General features: G+C 54.7%; 28 protein-coding genes. 15 read left to right on the top strand and 13 right to left on the bottom strand.

The window, feature by feature from the left end; translation table 11 throughout:
- Positions 1-8: 8 nt before the first annotated feature.
- Both Q371_RS04665 and Q371_RS04660 read right to left on the bottom strand, forming a co-directional pair.
- On the bottom strand, positions 9-896 hold the full coding sequence (locus tag Q371_RS04665; protein WP_034336793.1) for a ParB/RepB/Spo0J family partition protein: 888 nt from the start codon (positions 894-896) through the stop codon (positions 9-11).
- Positions 893-1,861: a ParA family protein gene (locus Q371_RS04660; protein ID WP_034336791.1), complete on the bottom strand. Its 969-nt coding sequence runs from the start codon at positions 1,859-1,861 to the stop codon at positions 893-895. Before Q371_RS04660 ends, Q371_RS04665 begins: the two co-directional genes overlap by 4 nt.
- Positions 1,862-2,078: 217 nt before the next feature.
- Between Q371_RS04660 and Q371_RS04655 the strand changes: the two genes are divergently transcribed.
- Positions 2,079-2,498: a hypothetical protein gene (locus tag Q371_RS04655; protein ID WP_034336789.1), complete on the top strand. Its 420-nt coding sequence runs from the start codon at positions 2,079-2,081 to the stop codon at positions 2,496-2,498.
- Between the two features lie 4 nt (positions 2,499-2,502).
- On the opposite strand, the gene Q371_RS04650 is transcribed toward Q371_RS04655, so the two are convergent.
- Positions 2,503-3,255, bottom strand: coding sequence for a hypothetical protein (locus tag Q371_RS04650; protein ID WP_051963257.1), 753 nt, complete (start codon positions 3,253-3,255; stop codon positions 2,503-2,505).
- 128 nt (positions 3,256-3,383) lie between these two features.
- The gene (locus Q371_RS25340) at positions 3,384-4,373 is read right to left on the bottom strand and encodes a LamG domain-containing protein (protein ID WP_051963255.1); all 990 of its coding nucleotides are present in this window, start codon (positions 4,371-4,373) and stop codon (positions 3,384-3,386) included.
- 425 nt (positions 4,374-4,798) lie between these two features.
- Between Q371_RS25340 and Q371_RS25335 the strand changes: the two genes are divergently transcribed.
- The 5 genes from Q371_RS25335 to Q371_RS04615 all read left to right on the top strand — a co-directional run bounded on the left by Q371_RS25335 (position 4,799) and on the right by Q371_RS04615 (position 9,091).
- Entirely contained in the window at positions 4,799-6,484 is a 1,686-nt protein-coding gene (locus Q371_RS25335) for a glycoside hydrolase family 26 protein (protein ID WP_157442516.1), read from the top strand.
- Between the two features lie 97 nt (positions 6,485-6,581).
- Positions 6,582-7,601 carry a LacI family DNA-binding transcriptional regulator gene (locus Q371_RS04630; RefSeq protein ID WP_034336785.1) on the top strand — a complete coding sequence of 340 codons (1,020 nt, stop codon included), beginning with the start codon at positions 6,582-6,584 and terminating at the stop codon, positions 7,599-7,601.
- A gap of 60 nt (positions 7,602-7,661) precedes the next feature.
- Positions 7,662-7,976 carry a PadR family transcriptional regulator gene (locus Q371_RS04625; protein WP_034336783.1) on the top strand — a complete coding sequence of 105 codons (315 nt, stop codon included), beginning with the start codon at positions 7,662-7,664 and terminating at the stop codon, positions 7,974-7,976.
- Entirely contained in the window at positions 7,973-8,611 is a 639-nt protein-coding gene (locus Q371_RS04620) for a hypothetical protein (protein ID WP_034336780.1), read from the top strand. The genes Q371_RS04625 and Q371_RS04620 overlap by 4 nt, the downstream gene beginning before the upstream one ends.
- A gap of 126 nt (positions 8,612-8,737) precedes the next feature.
- The gene (locus Q371_RS04615) at positions 8,738-9,091 is read left to right on the top strand and encodes a hypothetical protein (RefSeq protein WP_157442515.1); all 354 of its coding nucleotides are present in this window, start codon (positions 8,738-8,740) and stop codon (positions 9,089-9,091) included.
- A gap of 127 nt (positions 9,092-9,218) precedes the next feature.
- On the opposite strand, the gene Q371_RS04610 is transcribed toward Q371_RS04615, so the two are convergent.
- Entirely contained in the window at positions 9,219-9,773 is a 555-nt protein-coding gene (locus Q371_RS04610; protein ID WP_157442514.1) for a hypothetical protein, read from the bottom strand.
- Positions 9,774-9,934: 161 nt separating this feature from the next.
- On the opposite strand from Q371_RS04610, the gene Q371_RS04605 reads away from it, so the two are divergent.
- The 4 genes from Q371_RS04605 to Q371_RS04590 all read left to right on the top strand — a co-directional run bounded on the left by Q371_RS04605 (position 9,935) and on the right by Q371_RS04590 (position 13,580).
- On the top strand, positions 9,935-10,654 hold the full coding sequence (locus Q371_RS04605; RefSeq protein WP_034337069.1) for an MbnP family protein: 720 nt from the start codon (positions 9,935-9,937) through the stop codon (positions 10,652-10,654).
- Between the two features lies 1 nt (position 10,655).
- Positions 10,656-11,618 carry a cytochrome-c peroxidase gene (locus tag Q371_RS04600; protein ID WP_051963249.1) on the top strand — a complete coding sequence of 321 codons (963 nt, stop codon included), beginning with the start codon at positions 10,656-10,658 and terminating at the stop codon, positions 11,616-11,618.
- Positions 11,615-12,025, top strand: coding sequence for a hypothetical protein (locus Q371_RS04595; protein ID WP_034336772.1), 411 nt, complete (start codon positions 11,615-11,617; stop codon positions 12,023-12,025). Before Q371_RS04600 ends, Q371_RS04595 begins: the two co-directional genes overlap by 4 nt.
- Positions 12,026-12,134: 109 nt before the next feature.
- The gene (locus tag Q371_RS04590; RefSeq protein ID WP_051963247.1) at positions 12,135-13,580 is read left to right on the top strand and encodes a DEAD/DEAH box helicase family protein; all 1,446 of its coding nucleotides are present in this window, start codon (positions 12,135-12,137) and stop codon (positions 13,578-13,580) included.
- 1 nt (position 13,581) lies between these two features.
- Here Q371_RS04590 and Q371_RS04585 read toward each other — a convergent pair whose 3' ends face one another.
- Positions 13,582-13,851 carry a hypothetical protein gene (locus tag Q371_RS04585; RefSeq protein WP_034336770.1) on the bottom strand — a complete coding sequence of 90 codons (270 nt, stop codon included), beginning with the start codon at positions 13,849-13,851 and terminating at the stop codon, positions 13,582-13,584.
- A 158-nt stretch (positions 13,852-14,009) separates the two neighbouring features.
- Here Q371_RS04585 and Q371_RS04580 point away from each other — a divergent pair, with 158 nt between their 5' ends.
- Entirely contained in the window at positions 14,010-15,230 is a 1,221-nt protein-coding gene (locus Q371_RS04580; protein WP_034336768.1) for a DUF790 family protein, read from the top strand.
- Between the two features lie 32 nt (positions 15,231-15,262).
- Here the strand turns inward: Q371_RS04580 and Q371_RS04575 are convergent, their stop codons facing one another.
- The 6 genes from Q371_RS04575 to Q371_RS25330 all read right to left on the bottom strand — a co-directional run bounded on the left by Q371_RS04575 (position 15,263) and on the right by Q371_RS25330 (position 22,408).
- Positions 15,263-15,625 (bottom strand): ArsR/SmtB family transcription factor, encoded by a 363-nt coding sequence (locus Q371_RS04575; protein WP_034336765.1) that lies wholly within the window; start codon positions 15,623-15,625, stop codon positions 15,263-15,265.
- 108 nt (positions 15,626-15,733) lie between these two features.
- Positions 15,734-16,249: a thioredoxin-like domain-containing protein gene (locus Q371_RS04570; RefSeq protein ID WP_034336762.1), complete on the bottom strand. Its 516-nt coding sequence runs from the start codon at positions 16,247-16,249 to the stop codon at positions 15,734-15,736.
- Between the two features lie 65 nt (positions 16,250-16,314).
- Positions 16,315-18,450 carry a heavy metal translocating P-type ATPase gene (locus tag Q371_RS04565; protein ID WP_034336759.1) on the bottom strand — a complete coding sequence of 712 codons (2,136 nt, stop codon included), beginning with the start codon at positions 18,448-18,450 and terminating at the stop codon, positions 16,315-16,317.
- A 51-nt stretch (positions 18,451-18,501) separates the two neighbouring features.
- Positions 18,502-20,445 (bottom strand): glucose-specific PTS transporter subunit IIBC, encoded by a 1,944-nt coding sequence (gene ptsG, locus Q371_RS04560; RefSeq protein WP_034336757.1) that lies wholly within the window; start codon positions 20,443-20,445, stop codon positions 18,502-18,504.
- A gap of 68 nt (positions 20,446-20,513) precedes the next feature.
- Positions 20,514-20,918: a dihydroxyacetone kinase phosphoryl donor subunit DhaM gene (gene dhaM, locus Q371_RS04555; protein ID WP_034336754.1), complete on the bottom strand. Its 405-nt coding sequence runs from the start codon at positions 20,916-20,918 to the stop codon at positions 20,514-20,516.
- Complete coding sequence (locus tag Q371_RS25330) at positions 20,915-22,408, bottom strand: putative PEP-binding protein (protein WP_051963245.1); 1,494 nt, start codon at positions 22,406-22,408, stop codon at positions 20,915-20,917. Before Q371_RS25330 ends, dhaM begins: the two co-directional genes overlap by 4 nt.
- A gap of 236 nt (positions 22,409-22,644) precedes the next feature.
- Here Q371_RS25330 and Q371_RS04545 point away from each other — a divergent pair, with 236 nt between their 5' ends.
- A complete protein-coding gene (locus Q371_RS04545; protein WP_034336750.1) occupies positions 22,645-23,373 on the top strand; it encodes a DeoR/GlpR family DNA-binding transcription regulator in 729 nt (242 codons plus the stop codon).
- Positions 23,370-23,615 carry an HPr family phosphocarrier protein gene (locus Q371_RS04540; RefSeq protein WP_034336748.1) on the top strand — a complete coding sequence of 82 codons (246 nt, stop codon included), beginning with the start codon at positions 23,370-23,372 and terminating at the stop codon, positions 23,613-23,615. The genes Q371_RS04545 and Q371_RS04540 overlap by 4 nt, the downstream gene beginning before the upstream one ends.
- A 30-nt stretch (positions 23,616-23,645) precedes the next feature.
- On the opposite strand, the gene Q371_RS04535 is transcribed toward Q371_RS04540, so the two are convergent.
- Positions 23,646-24,014: a hypothetical protein gene (locus Q371_RS04535; RefSeq protein WP_157442513.1), complete on the bottom strand. Its 369-nt coding sequence runs from the start codon at positions 24,012-24,014 to the stop codon at positions 23,646-23,648.
- Between the two features lie 504 nt (positions 24,015-24,518).
- On the opposite strand from Q371_RS04535, the gene Q371_RS27670 reads away from it, so the two are divergent.
- Together Q371_RS27670 and Q371_RS04525 are read left to right on the top strand one after the other, a co-directional pair.
- A complete protein-coding gene (locus Q371_RS27670) occupies positions 24,519-25,025 on the top strand; it encodes a hypothetical protein (protein ID WP_051963244.1) in 507 nt (168 codons plus the stop codon).
- A 701-nt stretch (positions 25,026-25,726) separates the two neighbouring features.
- Positions 25,727-26,668: an ABC transporter substrate-binding protein gene (locus Q371_RS04525; RefSeq protein WP_245618228.1), complete on the top strand. Its 942-nt coding sequence runs from the start codon at positions 25,727-25,729 to the stop codon at positions 26,666-26,668.
- The last annotated feature ends 39 nt before the right edge of the window (positions 26,669-26,707 follow it).

The following is a 26,707-nucleotide window of genomic DNA, read 5'->3' as shown; positions in this document are numbered from 1 at the left end:
AAACGGATTTATGATTGGTATTTGGCTGCAAGCAATTCCACTTCTTGCAGCAGTTCCTTCAGGCGACTCTGGTCTTCAGGGGTCATTCTCCTGACGCTGCTTCCAAAGGCTTTCTTCACCAGAGCGGATACCGATTGGGTTTTGCGACTGGGTGCCAGAAACTGGTTGATTTTGGTCCTGAGGTCTTTGGAGCTCAGGACCAATGCCCTCTGAATCCAGCCTTCAAAGTCTTCATCAGAAAGGTGCTTGAGGCGGTTGAGTTCCACCGCCGAACTCATGCTGAGTTGCCCTTGTTGCAAGAGCTGCAGCAAAGTGGGGTGGTAATTCAGGATGGGCAGGCGTTTGGTCACAAAGGTCCCGAGTTCTGGCACTTTCACCACTCGGGTCAGCTTCTGGTATTCCTCCAGCAGTTCGGGTTGGCTTTCAGGGGTGCGGTAGGCTTCCTGTAAATTCCGGATGATTTCTGCCTGAGGCTTTTGCAAACGGCGTTCCAAAATGTGTAACGTGGAGACCAACTGCTCATAGGCGTTCAGGTCTTCGCGGTGTGCGTTTTCGATGAAGGCCCGTTCCAGATCTTCATGCTGGTCATTCTGGTTGCGGATGTAGGCTGGAATCTCCCCGAGGCCTGCCGCTTTGGCTGCATGGTAACGGCGTTCTCCAGCAATGATCCGGTAATAACCGGGCTTCTCGGGGTGGTTCCTGAGGGTGATGGGGGAAATGACCCCGTAAGTTCTGATCGAGTCTGCCAGAGCCTCAAGCTCTGAAGGGTCAAAGTGCTTTCTGGGGTTTTCGGTGCTGGGCACAATGGCATTCAGACTGATCTGGTTGCCGAGTTTCAGGGCTCCCATTTGCACCTGTTGTTTTTCTTTGATGGTGTCAGGCACTCTGGGCTTCATGATTGCACCGGGGTCTGGGTGAGGGATTCCAGCAGGTTCACGATCTGCTTCAGTTCCTCTTTGGTGGTTTCGATGCCGCTCATGTTGCGGTTGCTGTATTCCAGAGACATCACCGGCCTGCATTCTGCGGCAGCAAACTCAAAGGGGGTGCTGCGTTCGGTCAGGCCGTTGTAGTAGGGGACACCCAGAGCATCGAGTTGTTCGGTGATCTGTTCGTTGGCGTAACGCACCCCAGAGGTGCGGCCAGCGCGGGTCAGCACGTACATCAGGATTTCCAGATCCGGGTTGATGGACGCAGATTCCTGAACTACACTGATGGTGGAGCGGATGCTGCGCAGGCCCTTGATGGTGGAAGGAATTGGGCAGATCAGTTTGTTGGCACTGGCAGATGCGATGCTGCTCAGGGTTTCACCTGCTGGGCTGGCGTCAATCAAGATGTACTGGTAGCCCCGTTCAGCAGCAATTTTTTTGAGGTGTTTTCTGAGGTTCAGCAGTTCGGCGATGTCTGCGCGACGCACCCGCCTGAGGTCTTCGTGGCCGGGAATCAGGTCAAAACCAAAGCGGGTTTCCAGAGGGGTCAGGGGCTGGTTTTCCAGAATGGCACTCAGTGCAGTGTGCTCGGGGCGGATGTCCACATCAATCAGGTAACCCAGAAATTCAGTGAGGTTGGCTTGAGAATCCAGATCCACAGCCAGCACCCGGTACCCTTTCTGGGCCAGTCCATAGGCAAGTTCTCGGGTGAGGGTGGTCTTGGCAGACCCCCCGGTGTGGTTGTACAACGTGATGATTTCACTCATTCTCTTGCCTCCGTTTGCAAGTTCCCAGTAATCGCTCGGGTGCAGCAGCACCCCGATGGTTTTGTGATGGTTTGAGACATGCACGCTCTGTCCACGTTTCAATTCATCAAAGTGCCGTTTGAGACCCTGCCTGAAGTTGGAGATGGGCACAGTCCGTTTGTTGGCCATATGCTGTCAGTTATACACCGAAAAGCACACCAACAGTTCAAATTATGTACAAAAAGATTTTTTTATGAACTGAGTTTACAAAAGCATGATTTAAATCCTTTGGAACAATAAATTTCACTTTGCTGCGCCGGCGCAGCAAAGTGAAACCCGAGATTTCACTGACTCAATCTGTGGGTTTTCTGGCAGATCCACAGGGGAAAACCCGCTATTTTGAGGCATGGCCCATTTGAGCATCATTGTGAAACCCTCGGCTGATTTTGATGTGGCAGTCACCGACACCGAAGGGGTGTACCTGAACGACCAGTTTTCCCGAGCTTGCATTGAAACGGTGGTGCAAGGTTTGTTGGAACGCAAAGCCCTGAACGATCCCCTGAAAACCATTGGTGATCCCAGAGATGTGGTCATGCAGCCTCTGGACTTTGGGCCGGGTTGCTTTGAGTTCACGCCCATTGATGTGGGCCTCAGCACCGCCAGTTGGAGTGTGGACCTGAGGTTGCCAGATCAGGAAGGTCTCGCCAGAAGGCTTCACGTGGGTCGGTTTGAACATATCCTGGAAACCTTTGAAGGGGCCATGGATCAGGTGTATCAGGAGCCTGAATCTGGTGAAGTGGTGGCTGAGCATTTCAGCAAGTCTTGAAGCCTCAGTTTTTTGAAGGGTGGATGGGCAGTGTTTGAGCGTTCCCCTGTGAATCCAGCCATGGAAAACCATCAGGCTCAAGTTTGGCCCACTGGTCAATGACTTCAGATTGATGTGTCCGAACAAGGTGCAAAAGAGGGAAATCCTCTGGTTCAATTGTGATGTGTGCCAGAGGTTTGACAGGTGCCAGGGAAGCCCAGTGCGGTTCAAGCACAGTGTGGCTTTGCAGGGTGTAAGGAGGTTGCTGTTCAAAACCTTTGGCAGGGAGGATGTATACCGTTCCAGAGTGCCAAGGATTTCGGGTTGCGGCCACCTCATCCAGAGAATCTACAGAGAAGAAGTAATGCATTCTGCTCCAGCCGTCCTCTTGCTGGAATTGCAGGGCGCCATTCAGAAAACGCACAGGAATAGAGCGATCCAGCACAGCGTAAAACATGGCCCAGAGGGCATCACTGCTGGCATACACCGCAGTTTGTTTGCTGAAATCATCAGCCGACCGGTCAAAGGGGGCTCTGGGTTCAAAACATTCGATGTTGCCATGGGTCGAGCCATGAAAAAGCACTGGTTGCCTCTGGGACAGCCAGTGTAAAAAGGCCCACTTTTCTTGTGGTTGAGTCGTTTGAAAAGGAATGGATGCTCCACTTGCCGAAGCCACAAAGGTTTCTTCTAGGGTTTCAAAATGTTGCAATTGCTTTTTGGTGAGGTGCAACTCGGGTTGGGGAATCCAGAAATCAGGCCATGGATTGTGACTGGACATGGCCTGATGTTAAAGCATTTGGCAGAAGAACAAGATGTTGTTGCTCAGGAAAGGGTTTTTGAGACAGGAAGATTCCTCTGGGTCCTCCTGTCTCACGGATAAACGCAGCAGCGGTCAGGTCTTTCTGCTCACCAGCGGACGTAGAACAGTTTGTTGTACCGGGCAGTGCCAGAGGGATTGTTGGAGGGGTACCACCCGAGGAACTGGTCGATGCCGTTGGTGTTGTCGCCCCGCCAGTAATTCATGTAAATGTAAGTTTTGTCGGTGGGGAAGTGGTCCCATTTGACATTGAGGGTGCCCCCTTTGGTGTTGTTGCGGTAAACGTACACGGTGTAGCCGTTTTCACGATACGAGAACGATACAGGCGAGGGGTTGGTGGTGCGGTTCATGGTAAAAATCACCTGATCGTTGTACTTCCACTGGACAGAGGTGGAACCCCAGTTGAACAGCATGGTGGGGAAACTGGCTGCATTCAGGAAGTCACTCCCCACATCGAGGAAACCTTCGTAAATGTATTTGTCAGAGGTGGGAGAAGCCTGATAAATGATGGCCGGATGCAGTCTGGGCTGGTTGTTTGCGCCGGGCCAAGAAGGAATCAGTTCGATGTCAATTTCCTGCCAGCTTCCGCCACCGGTGTCCCAGCGTTTGAAAGTGAAAATGGAGGAGACGGTTCCCGAGACCCGGTCCATGTTGAAGTTCCCGCCGATGGTCGAGTTGGGTGCAGCTTCTCGGGTCCGGGTTTTGACCTCGGCGCAGCGGGTGCCATTGGTGTCCAGGCGCAAATTGAGTTTGCCGCTGTTCTGTGCAGCCACGTCCGGATAAGCGTTGTTGGGATTGAAGGCACAACCAAAAGGCGAACCGTTGTTGTTGTTGATGCGTTCCCAGAGGGCATCGTTCAGGCCCCAGAAGGTGAAATCATCGGTGAAGCTTCCTCCGGTCCAGCTCTGGCCAGACATGGGTGTGCCACTGTCGGCTTGCTTGTGCACTTCAGCGGTGCTGGAGAGGGGAACCGTCTGGCTGCAAGCCACGAACAGAAAAGCCGAGGACATCAGGGCAATTTTTCTCACAGAAACCTCCTGTCTGGAGGGGTGCTCCTCCAGAGCAAAAATGGGATGCATCTCGTTCCACACGAGAAGTGGTTGGTGTTTGGGTTGTGGATGTAAAACCACTGTAACCCGTGAAAGGCTTTTCTGCAAGAGGGGATCATGCGGATGGCAAACAAACCTTGAAGCTGAATGGAGTGGGGAACCAAAATTGGTTTTCCAGAAAAGGATTTTCAAAAAGATTTCTCCGAACTTTTTCAAAAAATGTCACTTTTCTGGTTGTGAAGTTTGTTGCTTTGCAAAAAAATCAGAAAAAGCAAGCCCATCTTGATGAAAAGGTTTTCAAGTGCTAATCTGGCATCAAAGCAAAAGTATCTTGAGAAAATGGCGTCCCATAAAAAGCAGTTTGATTTGGATCATCCATTCAAAGTTTGCTCTACAGATGGCTCGATCATGATCTCAAGAAAAGCATTTCTCTGAAGAAGCATGGAGAGGAAACCGTGAACACCCGAGTGAAAACCATCCCCTTTTGGCTGATCCTGACTGCCTTGCTGGGCAGTTGTGCTTCCACCTCAACCCCTCTAGCGCCTGAAGGTCCGGCCTCTGGCATTGCAGGTTTGCCCGTCCTGAAAGACCAGAATGCCGAAAGCACCTCTGGGGTGTTCTTCGGCATTTTCAGAGAACGGACCAACAAGGCCACCGTGCCTGATGAGGTCTCCAAAGACCTGCGTTTTCAGCCTGCCACGGTGATGTGGTACACATCCTGGAAAGGGAATGCGGCTTTTCCCAAAGAGGAGGTATTGGCCCTCAGCAAACAAGGGGTGGTGCCCAACATCACCTGGGAGCCCTGGGATTGGAACCTCGGGGTTAACGATGCAGGGCAAATCAAACTGAAAGACATTCTGGACGGCAAATGGGACACCTACATCCGCATGTGGGCCAAGGAAGCCAGAGCGGTGAACGTGCCCATTTTGCTGCGCTGGGGGCATGAGTTCAACGGCAACTGGTATCCATGGTCGGTGGCTGCCAACGGTCAGGACCCCGCCACCTATGTCAAAGCCTACCAGCATGTCCATGACCTGTTCACTGCGGAAGGGGCCAACAAAGTGCAGTGGATCTGGTGTTACAACAACGCCGATGTGCCCGGTGAAAGCTGGAACGATCCTGCCAGAGCCTACCCCGGTGACAAGTACGTGGATTGGGTGGGCATTGATGGGTACAACTGGGGCACCAACCCCTCGTGGGGAGCCTGGGTCAGTTTCCAGAATGTCTTCAAAGGGGCTTACGACCGTGCCCTGAAGATTGCCCCCTCCAAACCCATCATCCTTGCAGAGTTTGCCTCTTCTGAAATTGGAGGCAGCAAACCCGAGTGGATCCAGAACATGTTCAGCGACCTGCCCAAAGTGTTCCCTCAGGTGAAAGCCATCGTGTGGTTTGACATCCAGAAAGAAGAAGACTGGCGCATTGATTCCTCGGTGGGCAGCAAAGAACGCATGGCCATTGGCCTGAGAAGCAAATACGTGCGTGGCAACGGGGCTGCACTCCTGAAAGTGCCTGCCAGTTTCGGTCCTGTGACCCCTCCAACAGGCAACAGCAAGAAAATTGCCGACTTTGAAGCCCTGTCGGATGGACGCCTGACCACTCTGGATGGCGGGAAAGTGTTCCTGTCGGGCTTCCAGCAAAATGCAGCCCAGAGCAGCACGTTCAGCAATCAGGATCAGGGCAATGAACCTCCAGCGGTGGTCATGCCCGCGGAAAATGGACGTTCCCAGAGGGCAGCGTTTGATTTTGGCATCAAGGCCCCCAACGATTATGCAGGGGTGGTGCTTGGGTTGGAGTTCAAGCCTCGCAATGCAGAGAACCAGCTTGTGGCTGTGGATCTCAGCCAGTACAAAACCTTGCGTTTGACCCTGCAGGCCACCGGAACCAGCAAGGTGCGCCTTGAGCTGATCGGGGATGCTGCTCTGGGCATTGCCGATGGCAGCCACCCTCAGGTGTACGTGGATGTCTCTGTGGAAACCAAAACTGTGGATGTACCCCTCAGCAGTTTTGTGCAGCCAGACTGGGCTCCGGTCAAAAAGACCACCGCTGAAGTGCTGGCCAAACTGGTGAAATTCAATCTGGTGGCAGACACCGTGCCGTCTGCAGGCAATGTGCAAGTGGACGATGTGATGCTGCTTCCCTGATCCACAAGGGCCATCATCTGCATGGATTTGCTGCTCGGGTCCATGCAGATGAAAAGCCTTTCAGAAGTGTCTTATACTGGCAACACAGGGACAGCCCATGAAAAAACGCAATGTGACCATCAATGAAGTTGCCAGAGCTGCGGGCGTGTCCATCAGCACCGTTTCACGGATCATCAATGGCACGGCTTTTGTGGCGGAAGACAAACGTCTGGCCGTAGAGACCGCCCTCAAGGACCTCGGGTTTCAGCCCAATTATCTGGCCCGCACCCTGATCAGCGGAAAAAGCATGAGCATCGGGGTGATCGCCGAGGACATCGTCAGTCCGTATTATGCCGATGTGATCCGGGGCATTGAGCACCAGTTGCTGGAAACCGATTACCAGCCGATCCTCAACAGCGGTCACTGGTCTGCCACCCACGAGAAACGGGCCATCGAAAGCCTGATTTACCGCAAGGTGGATGCCCTGATTTTGCTGGGCAGCACCCTGCCTGACGAAGAACTGCTGGAAATCTCGGGAAGGATTCCTCTGTTTGTGTTTGGTCGCAAGGTGACGGGCATGGAAGAGCGTTGTCTGGTGCTCAACCAGTTTCAGGGAGGGTACCTTGCCACCCGCCATTTGATTGAACTCGGGCACCGGGAGATTGTGCACATCACGGGTGCAAACATGCAGGTGGATGCCCAGGAACGCCTGAGGGGATACCAGAGTGCTCTGGAGGACGCCGGAATCCCTTTCAATCCCAAGCTGGTGTTGCAGGGGGATTACTTGGAGCGCACCGCTTATCTGGCGGTGATGCAACTGATGGAAAGCCTTGCTTCTTTCACTGCGATATTTGCCAGCAACGACCAGATGGCCGCAGGGGCCAGGCTGGCACTGTACCGCAAGGGCCTGAGGGTGCCAGAGGATGTCTCTCTGGTGGGCTTTGACGATCTGCCCGGTACGGCGTTCATGTCGCCTCCGCTCACCACGGTGCATCAACCGACCTACGAAATAGGGAAGTCACTGGCCGATCATGTGCTTCGGGTTTTGCAGGAGGAAAATCCCCAGATGCCCCATTTTGAGTTGTCTCTGGTGGTGCGGGAGTCCACGTCCAGATTGCATTATGGCCTGAGAAGATAAGCCATGGACTCCGATGCATAGGATATTGATATATCGAAAACCTAGGTATATACTGAACCCATGAACTACAAGGGCAGCCTTCCCCTGCTGATCCTGCAATGCCTGCAAAACGGGCCTCTGCACGGATATGGCATTGCACAGCGCATCAAAACCCTGTCCAGAGAAGTGCTTTCTTTCAAAGAAGGTACCCTTTATCCCACCTTGCACAGTCTGGAACATCAGGGGGCCATCGAATCCTTTTCAGAAACCGTTTCTGGGCGTGAACGCAAAAGTTACCGCCTGACCGAACAGGGCAAAAAACAACTTCTGCAACAGGAGGAACAATGGCACACGTTTGTCAATGCCGTCAACAGCGTACTGGGAGGCAAAGCATGATCGAGGAATGGCTGAGAGAGGCAACCCAAAACCTGTCCCTGCAAGACCAGAAACGCATCCAGCAGGAATTGCACTGCCATTTTGCAGAAGCGGTGATGGCGTATCAGGACCTCGGACTCCCTCTGGAAGAGGCTCGCACCAAAGCCCTGCACGATCTGGGCAGTGCCGCAGACGCCAACCATGGGTTCCGTCAGGTGCATTACACCCCTCAGGAAAGCCAGATCATGGCGTACTGGGAAGCCTATGGCTGGATCAATCCGCAGGATTCCCGTCCAGTGCAGTTGTTCAAGTGGTTGCTCAGTGTGCTTTTCAGCATTGGCCTGATGCAGGCGGTGTACGTGTTTTTCCTGGAAAACCGGACCAACGTGCAATTTGCAGGCGATATGATGGTTCCACAAACCCTCTGGATGGTTTTGCTGTTCCTGATTTCACCGATTCCGTGGCAGAACTTCTTTTCTAGACCTCAGGCTTTCCTGTTGTCCCAGTTTCTTGCAGCATTCTGGGTGATTACCACGCCCTTTGTGTGGTTTTCTGGAGCCTTGTGGGCCATTGGGGGATGTGCTGTGGTGCTGGGGGTTTCATATGGGCTGTTCAGTCCAGTGATTTCCAAAAGCTTGAAAATGGTCAGGGTTTAAAACCTGCTTTCCATTGAATTCAACCCCATCAGAGAAAGTCGAAATCCTGATTTCTTTGGCCTGCATGGTGACTTTCAGATCAACAAATGATAAACTAAGCAGGAAAATCACAGTATTGGAGGAATGATGTTGCGAAAAGTCATGTTTTGTATGATTGTTCTTGGTCTGGTTTCGTGTGGTGGTCAAGTTCCCATTGAAAAGTCTGTGCAGGCAGATCAGAGTGCCTACAATTGTGCAGTCGCTCTCAGAGAAGCGGCCTTTGCCTGGAAAAAAGACAATGCAGATTCAGAATTTTATCCTTCGGCTCCTGATTTGCTCGACGAAGTCAACATGACAAAGTACAAAATCACACCTTGTAAGGACGGTGCTCTCACCATTACAGGTAGCGCAAGACAAGTGTTCAATTATATGGTTTCAAATGACTTTGGAAAAAAAGTCTATACTGCCACTCCTGAGGGCGTGACATCCGATTCCATATGAGATTTGCACCTGAGATCATGACAGTGATCTGTGCATGCTGCAGTGAAAAGCAGAACATCAAGTGAAGGTTTGAAGGGTGTTGATGATGGACAACACCCTTTATTTGTTTTCAGAGAACATGTGATTGCTATGGATTGAGTTTCTGCCGGATCTTGAAAATCGTCTCCCCCACATTGAAACCTTTTTCATGGGGGTTCAAATTGACAAAAGTACAGCCCAGAGCAGCAGAAATCTGCCTTTGCAGTTCCATTTCTGTTTGCAAACGCTCTGGATGCTGGGCAGACCGCAAGCATTGAACAGCAATTTTGTGCTCTGGCAGGTACAGGTCAATGGAGTAGCCCTGTTCGATGCGCTGGTTTTCAAAAGTCAGATCTGCAAAAGAAGCCACAATCACCTGTAAGGCCTCTTGTTCGGCTGGAAGGTAAAAAACCACGTCTTCGGGTTCCAGATTGAGGTTGTCCAGCAGCAAAACCAGACGGTCGTAATCCTGCACTTGAATGCCGGGAGTCAGCCTGCCTTTGCGCCCATCGCCCATCAGGAATTGCATGTTGCGGGTCTCTGGCAATTGGTCTGCGTGGGTTTTCAGGATGCGTTTCCAGTGTTTGCCGGGAGGGGCAAGCCCAAATCGGCTGAGAATTTCGTAGACGGACATGTGTCCATCCATCACCTGTAAACGGTCCATCCTGACATTGTAAACAAACTTGAAGCCTTTCAAAAATGACCCTACAGTGGGTATTGTGGGCCAGCTTCATATTAAAAACCTTCATGTTTTTCACCTCTGGGTTAAGGCTCAGAAATTTTCTTAGGACACAGCAGGGATCATCGTCCTTTACAATCATGACCATGAAGCCTTTTTTTGTGACTTTGATGCTGCTGGGTGCAGCGCAGGCCGCGCCTCTGAGCATCAACCTCTCGATGAATGCAGGGCAGGAACCTCTGGAATTCGGCAAAACCTACACCAATGGGGCAGGGAACACCTATCAGGTGGATCTGGTGAAGTTTTACTTCTCAGAGGTGGCACTGGTCAAAGCCGACGGGACCGAACTCCCTCTGGACGGACTGAAACTGCTGGAATTCAACAAAGCCACTGGCACCCAGAAATTGCCCATTTTCACTGCCGATGTGCCTGCCGGAACCTACAAAGGGGTGCGGTTCAGCATTGGAATCCCCAGAGCCCTCAACCATCTGGATCCCACTGCACAGAAACCCCCTCTGGGTGTGGACTCTGGCATGGTGTGGGCTTGGAATCCGGGCTACGTGTTCTACAAAATCGAAGGCAAATTCCTGAAAGATCAGGCCCAACAGCCTTTCTCTTTGCACCTTGGCCTTGACAGTTACAAACTGCAGTACAATCTGGCCGACTTGCAGATGCAGAAAATCCAGATTCCTGTGACAGCACAAGGGGGCACCATCAACCTGAAACTGGATGTCGCCCAGATGTTCAAGGCGGGTCTGGCTGGAGAGAAATACGACCTGAGCCAGTCCAAATACCAGCAGGTGCACAGTGGCCCGGTGTTTGGGGCTGCTTACCTGAACCTGCTGTCTGCGTTTACTCTGGAGTGACATGAAACGGATTTTTCCACTGGTGCTGCTGGGGGTGGTGGGCGTCTCCGCAGCACCCACCCTGCTGCCCGAGGTGCCTGAAACCAACCCCCTGACCCCCGAGAAAATCGCCCTCGGGAAAAAACTGTTTTACGATCCGGTGCTCAGCGCCGATGGCACGGTGTCGTGTTCCAGTTGCCACAACCCGAGTTTCGCTTTTGCAGACCACAACCCAGTGTCGCCGGGGGTAGAAGGACGCAAAGGCATTCGAAATGCTCCCACCCTGACCAATGTGGCTTTCAGAAAGAGTTTTTTCTTTGAGGGTGGGGCCAAAAGCCTGGAACTGCAAGCGGTGGGACCGATCACCGACCACAACGAGATGGCTTCCGATGTGGCAGAAGTGGTTCGCAAACTGAAAGCAGACCCAAAGTACCCTGCCCTTTTCCAAGAGGCTTTCGGTGCCGAACCCAGCATGCAGCATGTGGTGGAGGCTCTGGCCAGTTTTCAGCGCACTTTGATCAGCTTCAACAGCCCTTACGACCAGTTCCAGAGGGGCGATTTGAACGCCCTGAACGAGCAGCAGAAGCGTGGCATGGAACTGTTCTTTGACAAAGCAGATTGTTTCCACTGCCACACCGGAGGCAATTTCACCGATGAGTTGCCGCACAACACTGCCCTGTACGTCTTTGATGAAGATCCCGGCCTTGCCCGTCTCACCCAAAAAGACGAAGACATTGGTAAATTCAAGACGCCCACATTGCGCAACATAGCGCTGACCGCCCCATACATGCACGATGGCAGCAAAGCCACCCTGCGCGAAGCGGTGGAACATTACAATCTGGGTGGAGAAGCGAATTTGAATGCCGATCCTTTGATGCGTCCCCTCGGCTTGACCGATCAGGAAATCGACGATGTGGTGGCTTTCCTGCAAAGCCTGACCGATGAGGAATTCATCAACAACCCGGCATTCAGGGAGAGTCCATGAGACATTTGAAGAGACATTTGACAGGCATTTTGCTGACCCTGGCCGCTCTGGGCACCGGGATGGCCCACAACGGTTTCACTGGAGTGGGAACCACCATTTCCTACAAAACCGATCCTGCGGTGTTGAAGGCCACCAAAGAAGGCATGGTGCGCTTTTTGTTTCTGCGTGAAGACCAGAGTTCCATTCAGGCCAAAGAGTGCAGTTGCACGGTGCTGGTTTATGCCGGGATGCCAGACCCCAAAGTGCGTCCCGTGGCGATGGGCAAGATGCAGGCCGACAAGGAAAGCTTGTTTTTCAAGTTCACCCCACCCAAAAATGGGATGTACACTTTGGTGTTGGATGCCAAACCCATCAAGCACGATGATTTTCAGGTGCTGAAAATTTACTTGCCCTTGTTGGTGGAGTGACAGGGCCCAGAGGCTGTGAAAGCAGCTTTTTTTGCTGGTTTGATCTGATATTAACGTAAAACAGCACTGTTATTTTATTGAAAACAAAGCTAAAATGGAGGGGATTTGCATGGCCCGAGTTTCCACCCTGACTTTTGACCGAGGCACCCTGATCCTGCACCCTCCACCCAAGGGCAGCGAGTGGGCGCAATTTGTGCAGTGGGATGAGCGCATCGAAAAGTTCCGCCTGCCTGCCCACCAGTACCGCAACTTTCTGGAAGCCATGCGCAAAGGGGGCATCGATGTCAAAGATGATGCCCGGCATTTTCAGGAGCTGCAACTTCCCACCCCCGAGATCCAGCCTTTTTTGCACCAGCAGCAAGCCCTGCATGCATGGAAGCAGGCCGGGCGCAGGGGCGTGGTGGTGTTGCCCACCGGTTCAGGGAAAACCATTCTGGCCCAACTGGTGATGCACTCCACCCCGCGCAGCACCCTGATCTGCGTCCCGACGTTGGACCTGATGCACCAGTGGTATGCGGGCCTCCTCAAAACCTTTCCAGAGGCGCAAGTGGGCCTTCTGGGAGGGGGCAGCAAAGACGACACCCCCATTCTGGTCAGCACCTACGACAGTGCTGCCATCCATGCGGAGCGTCTTGGCAACCAGTATGCCCTGCACATCTACGACGAGTGCCACCACCTGCCCACCGATTTCTATCAGGTGATCTCCGATTACAGCATCGCCCCGTACCGTCTGGGCCTGACTGCCACTCTGGAGCGCACCGATGGGGCCCATGAAAGGCTCACCCACCTCATTGGACCGACAGTGTTCAAACGCACCCCAGAGCAACTCTCTGGAGGGGTGCTTTCACCTTTCAAAGAGGTGCAAATCAAAGTCAGCCTGTCGCCAGAGGAACGGCAGGAATACGACCGCCTGATTGAGGAACGCAACCGATTCTTGAAAGACCAGAACATCAACCTCTCCAGCCTGCAAGGGTGGCAGCAGTTCGTGAAGCAAAGCGCCCGCAGTCAAGCTGGACGGGGTGCCATGCTGGCCCACCGCAGCGCCCGAGAAATTGCTTTCGGCACCTCTGGGAAACTTCGGGTGCTGTCTGACCTTCTGAGCAAGCACCTCGGGGAACGCACGGTGATTTTCACCGATGACAACGCCACCGTGTACAAGATCTCCGAGCAGTTCCTGATTCCGGCCATCACCCACCAGACCCCGGTCAAAGAGCGTCACGCCACCTTGGAGCGTTTCCGCTCTGGAGATTATCCGGTGATCGTGACTTCAAGGGTGCTCAATGAAGGGGTGGACGTGCCAGAGGCCTCCATCGGCATGGTGCTTTCCGGCACCGCCACCCAGAGGGAATACATCCAGAGGCTCGGGCGGATCTTGCGGCGCAAAGAAGGCAAAGAGGCCATCCTGTACGAGGTCATCAGTGAAGGTACTTCTGAAGAACGGGTCTCGGAGCGCAGAAGGGGGGTGGAAGAACCCAAAAAGCCCCCCACCCCCATCAAAGGATTGGAGCAAGGGACCCTGGACCTGAACACTTCGGTCAGTTGGGAGGATTTGTGATTCAGAAGCGGATCACAAATCGATCTGTGATGGTCTTGGGGCAGGTGTCCTCTTTGGCGATCTGGGTGGTTTTGGTGGCCCCAGTCTCTGAGCGGTAATGGCATTGCTTCAGTTGCAAAATGCCCAAGTTGATCAGGCTTTCTCCGACCAGTTGATAGACCTGCGGTTGTGTGGGCACAGGAATGGGAGCAGGATAATGGATGGCCAGAGCAGAAGAGAAAGCGCCAGAAAGGATTGCGATGGTTGTCAGAATTGTTTTTTGCTTTTTCATGTGTGACCTCTGGAGAACATGTTATAGTCTGGCTTTTGAAATCAACAGCTTTTTTTCACAAATTGATCCTGCTTGATTTTGTGTTCCATTTGAATTTTGTTTGAGTGTTCCCTGAACTTCAAGACCGCCCCCAACACAGAAAGGATCCCTGAAACAACATGCTGACCAGCGACCTCTTGCAATACACCCTCAAAGATGGACAGGTGCGTCCCAGGCTGCTGAAGACCACCTCCAAAACCATTGAACTGGCCAGAGAAATCATCGAAATCTTCGAACAGCATGTGGGCCTGCCCAGACGGGACTTGCAAGAAGCCCTACAAACCTTGGAAGGGGAGAGCACCGATTACCGCACAAAGAGGGGTCTCGCGCACATCCTGAGCACCGAACATGCCACGTTTGAGCAGATCACCCCTCTGGAACCGGTGCAACTCCGTGAAAAGGTCTTCTTGCATGCTGCCCAAAAAGGCCCCATTGACCTGCGTTCTGAAAGCACCCTTGAAGAGGTGGCCAGAGCCCTCTCCGATGAACTGGGGCTGCCCCTCACCGCAGGGCAACTCAGAGAAGGCCTGTATGCCGACCTTCCAGAGCGGCACTTTTTGACCACCTTCGAGGCCCCCACCCCTGAAGATTTGCTGGACCGTTTCAACACCGCGCAGGCGCAGGGCATTTTTTACCGGGCTTACGACCTCAAACTCACCGCTTTTCGCAATTCGCAAGCAGAGTACAAGTACCTGTTCAAATTCCTGAAGCTCTTTGGCCTGATGACCTACATCGAAGGGGATCAGGACACCGGGTTTACCATCACCGTGGATGGTCCCACCAGCCTGTTTTCTTCCAGCACCCGTTATGGACTGGCCATGGCCAAACTGCTCCCGGCCCTTTTGAACGTCAGCAAATGGAACCTGACCGCCAGCCTGAAACCCCGTTCTCTGGACCTGATGTCAGGTGAAGAAACCCTGACTTACACTCTGGATTCCCAGTGCGGTCTGCGCAGCCACTACAAAAAAGGCCAGATTTTTGACAGTGCTCTGGAAGAATCCTTTGCAGGCAAGTGGGCCAAAGCCAAAACCGAATGGGTGCTGGAAAAGGAAGTGGACTTGCTTCCGGTCCCGGGCAGCGTGATGATTCCCGATTTTCGCATCACCCACCCGGATGGACGCAGTTTTGTGCTGGAAGTGATCGGCTACTGGCGACCCGAGTACCTGAAACGCAAATTCCAGCAACTGAAGAAAGTGGACTGTGAAAACCTGATCATTGCCATCTCTGAACGCCTCAATCTGGGCGAAACCGGAGTGGACCTCAAAGACCTGCCGGTCAAAGTGGTGTGGTTCAAAGGCACCTTGCAGCCCAAAACGGTGCTGGAAGTGCTGGAAAGCTGAACTGCTGGTTTTCACGTGAAACAATACATGCTTTATTCTCTGGCGTGTTCCAGAGCACTGTTGAGGAGTTCTCGAACGTGGTGGTCCGCAAGGCTGTAGTAAGCCACCCGGCCTTCCTTGCGGTAACGCACCAGTTTGGCAGTGCGCAACAAGCGCAGTTGATGGCTGGTGTTGGATTCGCTGATGCCCACCACCTGCGCCAGATCGCACACGCAAAGCTCTGTTGCCGACAGGGCCGAGAGGATTTTCAGGCGTGTGGCATCTGAAACCGCTTTGAGGAGCAGCACAGCACCCTCCACGCAGTCTTCAGAGGGGATGGCCTGAAGGGCAGTGGAAACAGCCTCTGGGTGCACGCAGAGGATTTCGCACTGGTCGTCTTGGACAGGGTTGCTCATTCAGAACATGATACCTGATCAGATGTTCAAGAATGTGGCCTCTGGTTGGTTGGCGGCACCCATCAAAAAGGCAGACCCTCAAGGTCTGCCCATTCAAAACACCTGGGTTTACTGGACTCCGCTGTAACCACCAGAGCAGGTGGCTCCGGGTTCGGGGGCATCTTTGCTCTGGGCGTACTTGCGCACAAAGTCCTTCAGGCGGGGGTCATCGGCACTGTCCAGTTTGAGCTGGGCACCCCATGCGCTGGCGACCACTTTGCTGGGCAGGTCAGGGTATGGAGAGAGCACCGTGTAACTGTTGATTTTGGCAGCATCCACCAGTTTGTTCACATCGTCCTGAGCAAGGTCAGGCTGGTAGGTGATCCAGACAGCACCGTGCTCCATGGAGTGCACTGCATATTCACTGAAAATGGGCTGGGTGTAGACCCCGCAGTTTTGCCAGATGGGGTTGTGGGGGCCACCGGCTGGGGGAATGCGCTCGTAGCTGATTTTGCCGTTCTGGTGGTTGCCTGCCCCTTCGACTTTGAAGGTTTCCACGCCTTCAATGTCTTTTGAGCTGTTGTTGCATGCAACCAGACCGAGCAGGCCTGCCATCAAAAGTGTGATACCAAGAGTGGGTTTCATCCGAAAACATTGTAGGTGATCGAATTGTGAGGACTTTTAAAAGTGCTGTGCATCACACTGTTCTCTCACTTCCTGAGCAGCCTGAGGGCGTTGGCAGTCACCAGCAGGGTGGCTCCGGTGTCGGCCAGAATGGCCATCCAGAGGTTGGTGTAGCCCATCAGGGTGGTCACCAGAAACACCGCTTTGAGGCCCAGAGCGAACACGATGTTCTGCTGGATGTTTCTCATGGTGCTTCTGGACAGTTGAATGAGCGCTGGAACATCTCTGGTCTGGTTTCTCAGCAGGGCTGCATCTGCGGTTTCGAGGGCCACTTCGGTTCCACCACCCATGGCAATGCCGACGGTGGATTCTGCCAGAGCAGGGGCGTCGTTGATGCCGTCTCCGACCATGGCGACTCCACCTTGTTGCTTGAGGGCGCGGATGTGAGACAGCTTGTCTTCAGGCAGGAGTTCGCTTTGCACCTGAATCCCGAGCTGTTGCCCGATGGCCTGTCCGGTGCGGTGGTTGTCTCCGGTCAGCATGGTGGTCTGAATGCCCATGCTTTGCAGTTGCAAAAGGGCTTCTCTGGCGTCTGCTCTGGGTTCATCGCGGATGGCAAAGAGGGCCAGAGGGGTGTTTTCCTGAAGCAGCACCACCACGGTTTTGCCCTGATGTTCAAGGTCCTGAATCTGGCTCTGGACCTCTGTCAGGTCGGTTTGCTCTGCTGCATGCCTGGGAGAGGTGACACTGTGCTGCACCCCTTCAATCAGGGCACTGACCCCTCTGCCTTGCAAAGCCCGTGCATTCTGAGCAGGCAGCAAAGAAAGGGTTTTGGCTTTTTCCAGCAAAGCTTTGGCCAGAGGGTGACTGGAACCCTGCTCAACGGAAGCGGCCCGTTGCAAAGCTTGGTCCTGCGTGACCTTCAGGGGCAGGATGTCGGTGACCCTGGGGCGGTTTTCGGTGAGGGTGCCTGTTTTGTCGAAGGCCACGGTTTTGATGCCTGCGAGGGCTTCCAGTGCAGCCCCACCTTTGATCAAGAGTCCACGCCTTGCCCCTGAAGCAATGCCAGAGGTGATGGCTGCGGGGGTGGAAAGCACCAGAGCGCAAGGGCAGCCGATCAGGAGAATCGAGATGCCCCGGTAAATCCAGTCCATCCATGCCCCTCCCAGAAAAAGCGGAGGAATCAGCACGGTGAGCAGGCTGACCAGCACGACAACAGGGGTGTAATACCGGCTGAAGCGGTCAATGAAACGGGCGGTGGGGGCTCTGGACTCTTCGGCCTCCTCGACCATTTTGATGATGCGGGCGATGGTGTTGTCTCGGGAGGTTTTGTCCACCCGGACCCGGATCACGGCTTCCAGATTGATCGATCCAGCAAAAACCGTGCTGCCAGGACTTTTGTGGACCGGGATGCTCTCTCCGGTGACTGGGGAATCGTCAATGCTGCTTTCCCCTTCCAGCAGGGTGCCGTCGGAGGGGATCCTTCCGCCGGGAGAGACCTGCACCACCTGCCCCACTTGCAGGCTGCTGACCGGAACTTCGTGGGTGTGCCCTTCATGGACCACCGTGGCGGTTTTGGGGGCCAGAGCCGCCAGTTTTTTGATGCTCTGGCGGGCTTTCCCGGCAGCCACCCCTTCCAGCAGTTCACCGATGGCGAAAAAGAATACCACCACGGCCCCTTCGGCTTCTGCACCGATCAAGAGCGCAGACAGGGCAGCCACGCTGACCAGCATGTTGATGCTGAAAGGATCGCCCAGTTTCGCCGAAGCCACCGCTTTTTTCAGGAGGGGCCACACCCCGAGCAGGGTGGCTGCGATGTAAAACCAGCGGGCAAATTCAGGGAGAAGAAAGCCCAGCAGGTAGGCCATCCCCAGCAGGATGCCGCTCTGGATGACCAGTTTGCCTTGCCGGGTCTGGTGCCATGCGTTTTTCTCGTGTTCATCTGAGCGGTCTGTAGCCGGTTTTTGGTTCTGGGTTCTGGGTTGCTGTCCGTTTTCGGCTTGCAGGTTGGGACCGTAACCCATGTCTTTCAGGTTTTTTTCGAGGGTGGCTCTGGGGGTGACTTGCTCGTCCAGCGTGACTTCCAGAATCTGGGTGGTGAAGTTGCTGCGCAGCACCGTGGCTCCGGGCAGTTTGCTGGTGGCGGCCTCCACCTTTTTGACACAGTTGGCACAGTCCATCTCGTCGACAAAGTAGGTGAGGGTGGTCGGGGCTTGCTTCATGTCTCCACTATATCTGAACAAGTATTCATATATCAAGCCACAAAAACACCTTCAGACAATGTTGATGCCCGAGTCGGTCAGCAGCACCCGGTTCTCTGGAAGCAGGTTGGTGAACACCACCGGGGTGATCAGAGACGGCACCTTTTCACGGATCTGGTTGAGTTGCACCGTCAAAAGCAGGTCTCCAGCACGCACCCGGTCTCCCTGACGCACATGGGCCTGAAAGCCCTCCCCTCCGAGGTGCACCGTGTCGATTCCCACATGAATCAGGATTTCGTGCCCACTGTCCGCAAGAATCGCCAGAGCATGCATGGTCGGAAAGAGGGCCTCGACGGTTCCATCGCACGGAGCATACACATGACCGTCGGTGGGATCGATGGCGAAACCATCCCCCATGAGTTTCTGGCTGAACACATCGTCTGGGACCTGCGCCAGAGGCAGAATCCGGCCCCGCATCGGAGACTGGATGAAAATGCCCCCGCCCACCTGCTGGACCTTGCGTGGCACGATGGCTGCCGATCTGGACCCTTCCATGATCTGCAAGATGTCCTGACAGAGCGCATCGCTCTGGCCCCCAAACACCACCTGCACGTTCTCTCCGAGGCGCACCACCCCGCTTGCCCCGAGGTTCTTCAGGCGGTGGGGGTTCACATGGTGCATGTTCTTCACCTGCACCCTGAGCCGGGTGATGCACGATTCGATGTGCAGCACATTCCCACTTCCACCCAGAGCGGCCAGCACTTCGGTGGCAATGTGCTCTTGGGCTGCGGGGGTGCTCTGGGGGGTTTCGTCGTCGCGGCCCGGTGTGGGGAGGTTCAGGCGCACAATGGCAAAGCGGAAGATCGAATAGTACAGCAGGGCATAAACGGCACCCACTGGAAGCAGCATCAGGGGATGGCTGGCTTTGCCCCAGAGCAGCATGTAATCAATGAAACCGGCACTGAAACTGAACCCCAGTTTGACCTGCAAGGCATTCATGATCAGAAAGCTCAGGCCGGTCAGAAGCGCGTGAATCCCGTACAGCAAGGGGGCCACAAACAGGAACGCAAATTCAATGGGCTCGGTGATGCCGGTCAGGAAGCTGGACAGGGCAGCAGAGAACAGGATCCCGGCCACCTGTGCGCGTTTGCCGGGTTTGGCTGTGTGCACCATGGCCAGAGCTGCCGCAGGCAAACCGAACATCATCACCGGAAAAAAGCCACTCATGAACAGCCCGGCCTGAGGGTCCCCTCCCAGAAAACGGGCACTGTCCCCTCGGACCACGTCACCAGAGGCCGTCACGTACTCTCCGAGGCTGTACAGGAAAGGGTTGTTCCAGATGTGGTGGATGCCAAACGGAATCAGCATGCGGTTCAAAAAGCCGTACAGGCCGCTGCTGACCTCGGGGTTGCTGGCCATCACCATGCGGGTGAAATCGTCCAGAGCCGTCTGGATGGGAAGCCACAACAGGGTGAGCACACTGCCCACCACCACGGCCAGCAACGCAGACAGAATCGGCACAAGGCGTTTCCCAGAGAAAAAACCCAGTGCAGGATGAAGTTTCACCGTGTGGAAACGGTTGTAGAGCAGGGCAGACAGGATGCCCATCAGCATCCCACCGAAAACCCCGGTGTCGATGGTTTTCACACCCATCACTTCACTCATGAAGCTGCGCCCGAAGCTGGTTTGCAGGCTGTCGAAACCCCGCAACTCGGCGATGCTGCCCATGGTGGAGACCATCACCAGAAACCCCACCAGTGCTGCCAGAGCTGCCACCCCGGCCCCTGCAGTCAGGCCAATGGCCACGCCCACTGCAAACAGCAACGGAATGTTGTGCAAAATGGCATTGCCTGAACTGAGCATGATGTTGGCCACCGCCTCGGGAAGCCAGTGGTGGGTGGCTGCGTGGGTGCCGATGCCCACCAGCAGGCCTGCTGCGGGCAATACCGCCACCGGCAGCATCAGGGCTTTGCCGATGTGCTGCAAACCTCCAAAGAGCTTCGAGCGGTGTTTCATGGGCCTCCAGGTTCAGGACGGCCAGTCGGTCAGGACGAGGGGCAAAAAGGGACTTGCCGGAGATGCTTTCATTCTAACGGACCAATCACTTTTCGGATGCTTCTGGCCTCCTCGGCCCGTTGTTTGACGGTCTCGGGGCTTTCACCGGTGGCTGCGGCCACCCCGGCCAAGAGGGCACCTTCCACCAGAGGGGCATCGGCAATCAGGACCTGCTGGTCTTTGAAGTGCTCACAGGCGATGCGGGCATTCAGACAGGCGCTGCCCAGATCCAGCAACAGCACCACCCCGTCGTGGTGTTCCAGCGCGGTCTGGATGGCCACCTGAATTTTCAGGGCACTGGTTCCCACCCCACCCTGATCGGTTCCGCCCACCGCCCACAGGGAATGGGGGGTGCGGGTCATCTGCAAAGTCAGTTCCAGGACCGATTGGGCCAGTTGATGGGTGTGGGCCACCAGCACAAGGGCGGTTTTCATGGGGCACCTCCAAGGCTCTGGGTGCGTTGTTTCAGCCACGGCACCAGAGCAGGGGGAACCGAAACGGCATGGAAGCCCAGTTCCCACCAGAACGCGGTGAGTCTGGGATCAAAAGCCGCTTCGCCACACACGCTGAGGCCCATCCCCAGCCTGCGGGCTTCCGATGCGGTGTGCTCGATCAGGCGTTTGAAGGCCGGGCTGCAAGGGTCTTGCAGGTGGCTGGTTTCGCTGTCTGCACGGCTGGATGCGAAAAAATACTGTTGCAGGTCGTTGGTGCCAAAAGCGATGAAATCGCACCCGGCCTGCTTGAACTCTGGCAGGGAAAAAGCAGCAGCCGGGACCTCCAGCATCATGCCCAGAAGGGGGAGGTGTTCACGCCCGGCCACCTCCAGCACCAGTTGTCGGGCAGCAGAGAATTCTTCAGGGGTGGTGACGAAAGGAAACATCAACCGCAACTCCGTGCCTTTGAAGCCGTTCAGGATGGCCTTGAGGTGCTGGCGGAAGTGCTCGGGAAATTTCAGGCTGAGCCGGATGCCCCTGAGGCCCAGCATCCCCGAGTCTGGAAGCCCTTGAACTGGGACCAGAGGTTTGTCTCCGCCCAGATCCAATGTGCGAACCGTCACGGGTTTGCCGTGCAGGTGGCGGGCCACCCGTTCGTACATCAGGGTTTCTTCGTGCAGGCCGGGCAGGTGGGCATGGGCACCGTACAGGTACTCGGTGCGGACCAGACCCACCCCATCTGCCCCGAGTTCGGCGGCCAGCATGGCGTCTTCCAGACGGTTGATGTTGGCCCACACCGCACGCTTTTTGCCCTGATAAAACACCGGGCTCCGGTGGGCAGCGAGGTCCAGTTGCTCGGGAGGGAAACGGTCATAGGTGCTCTGGGTGGGTTGGGTTTCCACCCAGCCTTCAAAAGCATTCAGGATGGCGGGGGTGTGTTCTTGCAAGGCAGGTGGGCCTTTCAAAATCAGGGTGGGAATGCCAAAACTGCGGGCCAGAATCGCCACATGGGAAGTCGAGGAGATGTCACAGAGCAGCATCCCAGAGAGCTGGTTGCGCCATTCGGTCAACTCCAGCAAACTGACGTCCTGTGCCAGCAAAATGGCCTGCTCAGGTGGTGTCGAGGGGGCCTGAAGCATCCTCAAAAGGGAAGCAGCCACCTGCAAGATGTCTTCCCCTCTGGCCCTCAGGTAAGGGTCTTCCAGCTGAAAGAGGGGCTCAGAAAGGGCTCTGGCGGTCAGGAGCAAAGCCTGCCCGAGCGGCACCTCCTGAAGGTGTTTTTGCACGAAATGCTCCCACGAAGGGTCATTCACGATGGCCTGATAGGTGACCTGAAATTCTGTGGGCAGGGAACGGAGGCGTTGCAGAAACTGCTCCCTGACCTCCCGAAAAGCTTGCAAAGAGCCGTGAACAGGCAAATCGGTGGGCTCGGGGTGCCACAGGATGCCGTGGGCGATGCCGGGCATGACCGGGGTGCCTTCAATGCGCATGGACGTGCCTTTCTGCGGTGAACATGAGGATGGATTCGGGATGCAAGGTTGCTGCATGGATGCTGATTTCAGCCTAAAGGGGCCTGATCAGAACTGTCAATTGATGAACAAAACCGATCAAGTTTGAATCAGCATCCTGTGAGTGAACCCCAAAAAACCCTGCAAAATGCCCTGAAAAACCCCAGAAGGCTGTGCAAATTTTGATCAAATTGATCAGCTGTGTGCTATTTTGAGGCATGCTGACCGGGCGACACCACGACCTCCTCAAACTGATCGAAAGCCGCAAAGCCCTGCGGGTCGAAGAGATGGCCGACCTGCTCGGGGTCAGCCCGGCCACCGTGCGGCGCGACCTGCGCACCCTGCAACAAGCAGGCATGCTCAAACGGGTGCGCGGAGGGGCCACCACCCCCAGACCGGACGCAGGCACCCAGAGCATCGCCCCTCTGGACGAAGCTTTTGCCCGCACCCTCCTGCAAGACATCAGCACCGGAGAAGTGATCATTCTGGAAGGGGAGAGGGTCGCCCCGGCTCTGGCCAGTCACCTGCGGGAAAACCCCCGGCGGGTCACCGTGATCACCAACCACCTGCAAGCCGCCCAGATGCTGCAAGGCACCAACATGGATGTGATTTTGCTCGGGGGCCAACTGCACCCCAGAGGCTACACCCTCCCAGAGGTCAGCAGTCAGGACATTCGCTTTCTGATTGCCAATCAGGCCTTCATTGAAGCCGAGGGACTGCACCCACAGGCAGGCATCACCGTGTCCAGTCCGGAAACCGCACGCTACAAACGGGAACTGCTCGGGCACAGCATGCGCAAAAATGTGGTGGTTCTGGGCCGAAATTACGGCATCTTTTTGCCGTACCGGGTGGGTGCTCTGGAAGAACTGGACACCTGGTACACCGACCAGTTGAGCACCCCCGTGCAGTTGCCTCAAAACCTCAAAGTCATTGAGGTTCACCTTTGAGGGTCCTCACCGTCAAAGATCAGGCAGGCATCCACGCCCGGCCCGCAGCACAAATGGCCATCCTTCTGGGCAAGATTGGGGCTCAGGTGCAACTTTCGCACGCAGGACGCACGGCAGATGCCCGCAGCGTGATCCAGCTCTTGTCCCTCGGGGCGGTGTGCGGATCAGAATTGCAGGCAGACATTCAGGGCACCCCCGAGCAAATCGAGGCTGCGGTGCAGGTCCTGAATCAGTGGCTGTGAGGATCAAAGCCCTTTTTGGATCAAACCGACTCAGATCAAGCTGACATTGATCACGTTGCCTGCGGCATCCACCTGACAATGCAGGGGAAGAGAAGTGACTGCGTTGGCCTCGTAGCCCACTTCGCAGACGGTGGCCGTGATGGTGGTGATGCGCTGTTTTTCCAGAGCCAGATGCAGTTTGCACTTGAAGTGCGCCTCGGGTTCCAGATCAAAATAATTGGCCAGCACTTTGCTTTGCAATTCCAGAGCCAGAATCAGGCCCTGCACCGTCATGTCCAGCCCTTGCAGCTCAGGATCGGCCACCAGGGTTTGCACCCTTGCCAGACCCTCGTTGTGCACAGGGATTTGCACCCCGATGGTTCCAGCCCCTCTGGGAAATTGAAAAGTCAACAGGTTCATGGTTTCAGTGTACTGGAAAGGACCGCCCGATTTGAACGCTCTCCTCAAACCCCCTTCCAGAGCGTCTGAAGGACACCTGAGCTTGGGGTGAAATTTCCCATGAAGAACATAAGGTTTTGTTCTGTGGTGGAAGCTCTGGAAATGAAGATGCATGAATCTGACACCAGAGGTTTTGGTTTTTTATATTCAGAGAAAACAAAATCAACCTGAATCAGAACTGAATCTCGAATCCTGAAGTTCCATAACTCGTCCTATTGTTGTTTCTGAATTGTATGATTTGATGACATAAAACCATGTTCATCTGAAGCGGGACTGAAAACAAAAGTATGATTGTCTATAATCTTAAGGGTAATCAAATCAAATGCCTGTGGTTTAAATATTTGTCATGAATCACCTGCAATAATGTTTTTCAGAAACAACCTGAGCCGCATCACAACATCTTTGTAAAGATGCTGAGGTGAAGCTTGCTCAAAGAAGGTTGTTCCAAACTTAGGAGGAATCAACATGGACCGTATTACTGCTGTTTTTAATGACCGTTCTCAAGCCGAACAAGCCGTCAATGAACTCCGCCGCATGGGCATTGCAGACACCCACCTGTCTTTCGTGGCCCGTGGTGAAAACGACGCCGAAAACATGATGGGCCAGGATGTGGGCAACGCCGCTGGACGTGGTCTGGCTGTGGGTGCCACCGCTGGTGCACTGTTCGGCATTGCTGCTGCCCTGATTCCCGGTGTGGGACCCTTCATCACCGCTGGCGCTCTGGCCTCCACCCTCGGCTCTGTGGCCGGTGGCGCAGTGGCAGGCGCAGTGGTCGGTGGCACCACCGGCACCCTCGCCAGTGCTTTCGCTGAAGCTGGATACAAAAAAGACGAAGCCGAATACTACGAGCGCTCCGTCAACGAAGGCCACGTGCTGGTTGCTGTAGACGTGCCCGAGGGCACCCAGCACACCCAGGTGCGTGAAGTGCTGGGCCGCTACGGTGGCAACATGTACGCTTCCGCCACCATGTGACCCTCGGGTTGCATCACACTTCCTTGCAGTGAACAAACAGAGAACCGCCCAGGTGGGCGGTTCTCTGTTTTGACGAAAAGCGTAACTCCCTTTTGATTGAGCAAAGCCACCCTTTGTGGCCGTTTCCTGCATGAAGCGTGAGCGATCACAAAAACCCCTGTCTGCTTGCTCTGGTCGTCCTGATGCAAAGGAGGGCCGCGTCAACAGCATGAATCTTCAAATGAAAAACAAGACTTTGTTTTCAGAAGGACAACTGAATTTTTCTCCATCAGCATGCTGAAAAGGCAGAGGGTTTTGAATTGCCGTAGGTGTCTTGCGAGAAATCCAGCCAATGCAGTTTGGATCTTTTGATGCGTTGGGCTTGGTGGTATTTCAGGGCCAATTGTCAGTGTTGTGATCCTTCACAATGCTGATTTGTGTTGAATGGTATTGGTGAAAACTCTGTGTGGATTGAAGAAAAACCAAAGTGGTATTGAGGAGGTGAATTCTGCATCTTGAGCTTCTATTGACAAGGTGTAGGTGTTGTGCCAAACTGACTCCTATCGATGGTCTACAACTCAATATGAGATCGCTCACTTACGGAACATGATCATTGCCATGTTCTGCTTCAACCGGGTATTGCTGTAGGTTTTTTGCCGTCGATAATTCCCTTCTCAGAGGTAAATCACATGAAGTCGAAGTCTGTTGTTTTTGGTCTTTCCATGTTAGCGATCACATCCGTGCTGGCCTCTGCAAGCGCCCAGAGCCTGCCCAAACTGCCCGTCAAAGACAAATACCGCGTCGGTTTTTCCCAGACCGAAAGCGACAACCCCTGGCGTCTGGCCTTCAGCAAATCCATGCAGGATGAAGCCAAGAAACTGGGATGGACCCTGGTGGAAACCAACGCCAACGGCAGTGCAGCCAAACAGGTCGCCGATGTGCGCAGCCTGATTGCCCAGCGTGTGGACGCGATCTTCATCTCTCCCAGAGAAGAAAAACCCCTCGCTCCTGTGGTGGTGGAAGCCCGCAAAGCTGGCATCCCTGTGATCATCATTGACCGCAATGTAGACGACAGCATCGCCAAAGCGGGCACAGACTACATCACCTTCATTGGCTCGGACTTCATTCAGGAAGGCAAGCGGGCTGCAGAATGGCTGGTCAAAGCCACCAAGAAGAACGCCAAGATCATCGAACTTGAAGGCACCACCGGATCCTCTCCAGCCAACGACCGCAAACAGGGCTTCCACGACTACATCAAGAGTTACCCCGGCATGCAGGTGATCGCTGCCCAGACCGGAAACTTCACCCGCGATGAGGGCCGCAAGGTGATGGAAACCCTGCTGCAAGCCCACCCTGAAGTCACGGCTGTCTTTGCCCACAACGACGAGATGGCTCTGGGGGCCATCACCGCACTGGAAGCTGCAGGCAAAAAACCCGGCAAAGACGTGATCATCGTGTCCATCGACGGTGAAAAAGATGCCCTGAACGCCATCATCGCTGGGAAGCTCGGGGCCACTGTGGAGTGCAACCCCCGTTTCGGTGTGAAAGCCTTCCAGACCCTCAAAGATTACGCTGCGGGCAAGACCATTCCGCTCAAGGTCATCAACCCAGACAAGTTCTTCGACAAATCCAACGCCAAACTTTACCTCAAAGACGCTTACTGACCTGAAACCCTTGGCGGGTCTGTTCCTCTCCACAGACCC

The organism is Deinococcus misasensis DSM 22328 (genome assembly GCF_000745915.1).
Lineage (GTDB): Bacteria > Deinococcota > Deinococci > Deinococcales > Deinococcaceae > Deinococcus_C > Deinococcus_C misasensis.
This window is presented reverse-complemented; position numbering and strand designations above follow the sequence as displayed.

Excerpts from the sequence above, each read along its gene's own strand:
- Q371_RS04665 (WP_034336793.1), bottom strand. The coding sequence starts at position 896 with ATGAAGCCCAGAGTGCCTGACACCATCAAAGAAAAACAACAGGTGCAA.
- Q371_RS04660 (WP_034336791.1), bottom strand. The coding sequence starts at position 1,861 with ATGGCCAACAAACGGACTGTGCCCATCTCCAACTTCAGGCAGGGTCTC.
- Q371_RS04655 (WP_034336789.1), top strand. The coding sequence starts at position 2,079 with ATGGCCCATTTGAGCATCATTGTGAAACCCTCGGCTGATTTTGATGTG.
- Q371_RS04650 (WP_051963257.1), bottom strand. The coding sequence starts at position 3,255 with ATGTCCAGTCACAATCCATGGCCTGATTTCTGGATTCCCCAACCCGAG.
- Q371_RS25340 (WP_051963255.1), bottom strand. The coding sequence starts at position 4,373 with ATGCATCCCATTTTTGCTCTGGAGGAGCACCCCTCCAGACAGGAGGTT.
- Q371_RS04630 (WP_034336785.1), top strand. The coding sequence starts at position 6,582 with ATGAAAAAACGCAATGTGACCATCAATGAAGTTGCCAGAGCTGCGGGC.
- Q371_RS04625 (WP_034336783.1), top strand. The coding sequence starts at position 7,662 with ATGAACTACAAGGGCAGCCTTCCCCTGCTGATCCTGCAATGCCTGCAA.
- Q371_RS04620 (WP_034336780.1), top strand. The coding sequence starts at position 7,973 with ATGATCGAGGAATGGCTGAGAGAGGCAACCCAAAACCTGTCCCTGCAA.
- Q371_RS04615 (WP_157442515.1), top strand. The coding sequence starts at position 8,738 with ATGTTGCGAAAAGTCATGTTTTGTATGATTGTTCTTGGTCTGGTTTCG.
- Q371_RS04610 (WP_157442514.1), bottom strand. The coding sequence starts at position 9,773 with ATGGACCGTTTACAGGTGATGGATGGACACATGTCCGTCTACGAAATT.
- Q371_RS04605 (WP_034337069.1), top strand. The coding sequence starts at position 9,935 with ATGAAGCCTTTTTTTGTGACTTTGATGCTGCTGGGTGCAGCGCAGGCC.
- Q371_RS04600 (WP_051963249.1), top strand. The coding sequence starts at position 10,656 with ATGAAACGGATTTTTCCACTGGTGCTGCTGGGGGTGGTGGGCGTCTCC.
- Q371_RS04595 (WP_034336772.1), top strand. The coding sequence starts at position 11,615 with ATGAGACATTTGAAGAGACATTTGACAGGCATTTTGCTGACCCTGGCC.
- Q371_RS04590 (WP_051963247.1), top strand. The coding sequence starts at position 12,135 with ATGGCCCGAGTTTCCACCCTGACTTTTGACCGAGGCACCCTGATCCTG.
- Q371_RS04585 (WP_034336770.1), bottom strand. The coding sequence starts at position 13,851 with ATGAAAAAGCAAAAAACAATTCTGACAACCATCGCAATCCTTTCTGGC.
- Q371_RS04580 (WP_034336768.1), top strand. The coding sequence starts at position 14,010 with ATGCTGACCAGCGACCTCTTGCAATACACCCTCAAAGATGGACAGGTG.
- Q371_RS04575 (WP_034336765.1), bottom strand. The coding sequence starts at position 15,625 with ATGAGCAACCCTGTCCAAGACGACCAGTGCGAAATCCTCTGCGTGCAC.
- Q371_RS04570 (WP_034336762.1), bottom strand. The coding sequence starts at position 16,249 with ATGAAACCCACTCTTGGTATCACACTTTTGATGGCAGGCCTGCTCGGT.
- Q371_RS04565 (WP_034336759.1), bottom strand. The coding sequence starts at position 18,450 with ATGAAGCAAGCCCCGACCACCCTCACCTACTTTGTCGACGAGATGGAC.
- ptsG (WP_034336757.1), bottom strand. The coding sequence starts at position 20,445 with ATGAAACACCGCTCGAAGCTCTTTGGAGGTTTGCAGCACATCGGCAAA.
- dhaM (WP_034336754.1), bottom strand. The coding sequence starts at position 20,918 with ATGAAAACCGCCCTTGTGCTGGTGGCCCACACCCATCAACTGGCCCAA.
- Q371_RS25330 (WP_051963245.1), bottom strand. The coding sequence starts at position 22,408 with ATGCGCATTGAAGGCACCCCGGTCATGCCCGGCATCGCCCACGGCATC.
- Q371_RS04545 (WP_034336750.1), top strand. The coding sequence starts at position 22,645 with ATGCTGACCGGGCGACACCACGACCTCCTCAAACTGATCGAAAGCCGC.
- Q371_RS04535 (WP_157442513.1), bottom strand. The coding sequence starts at position 24,014 with ATGAACCTGTTGACTTTTCAATTTCCCAGAGGGGCTGGAACCATCGGG.
- Q371_RS27670 (WP_051963244.1), top strand. The coding sequence starts at position 24,519 with ATGGACCGTATTACTGCTGTTTTTAATGACCGTTCTCAAGCCGAACAA.
- Q371_RS04525 (WP_245618228.1), top strand. The coding sequence starts at position 25,727 with ATGTTAGCGATCACATCCGTGCTGGCCTCTGCAAGCGCCCAGAGCCTG.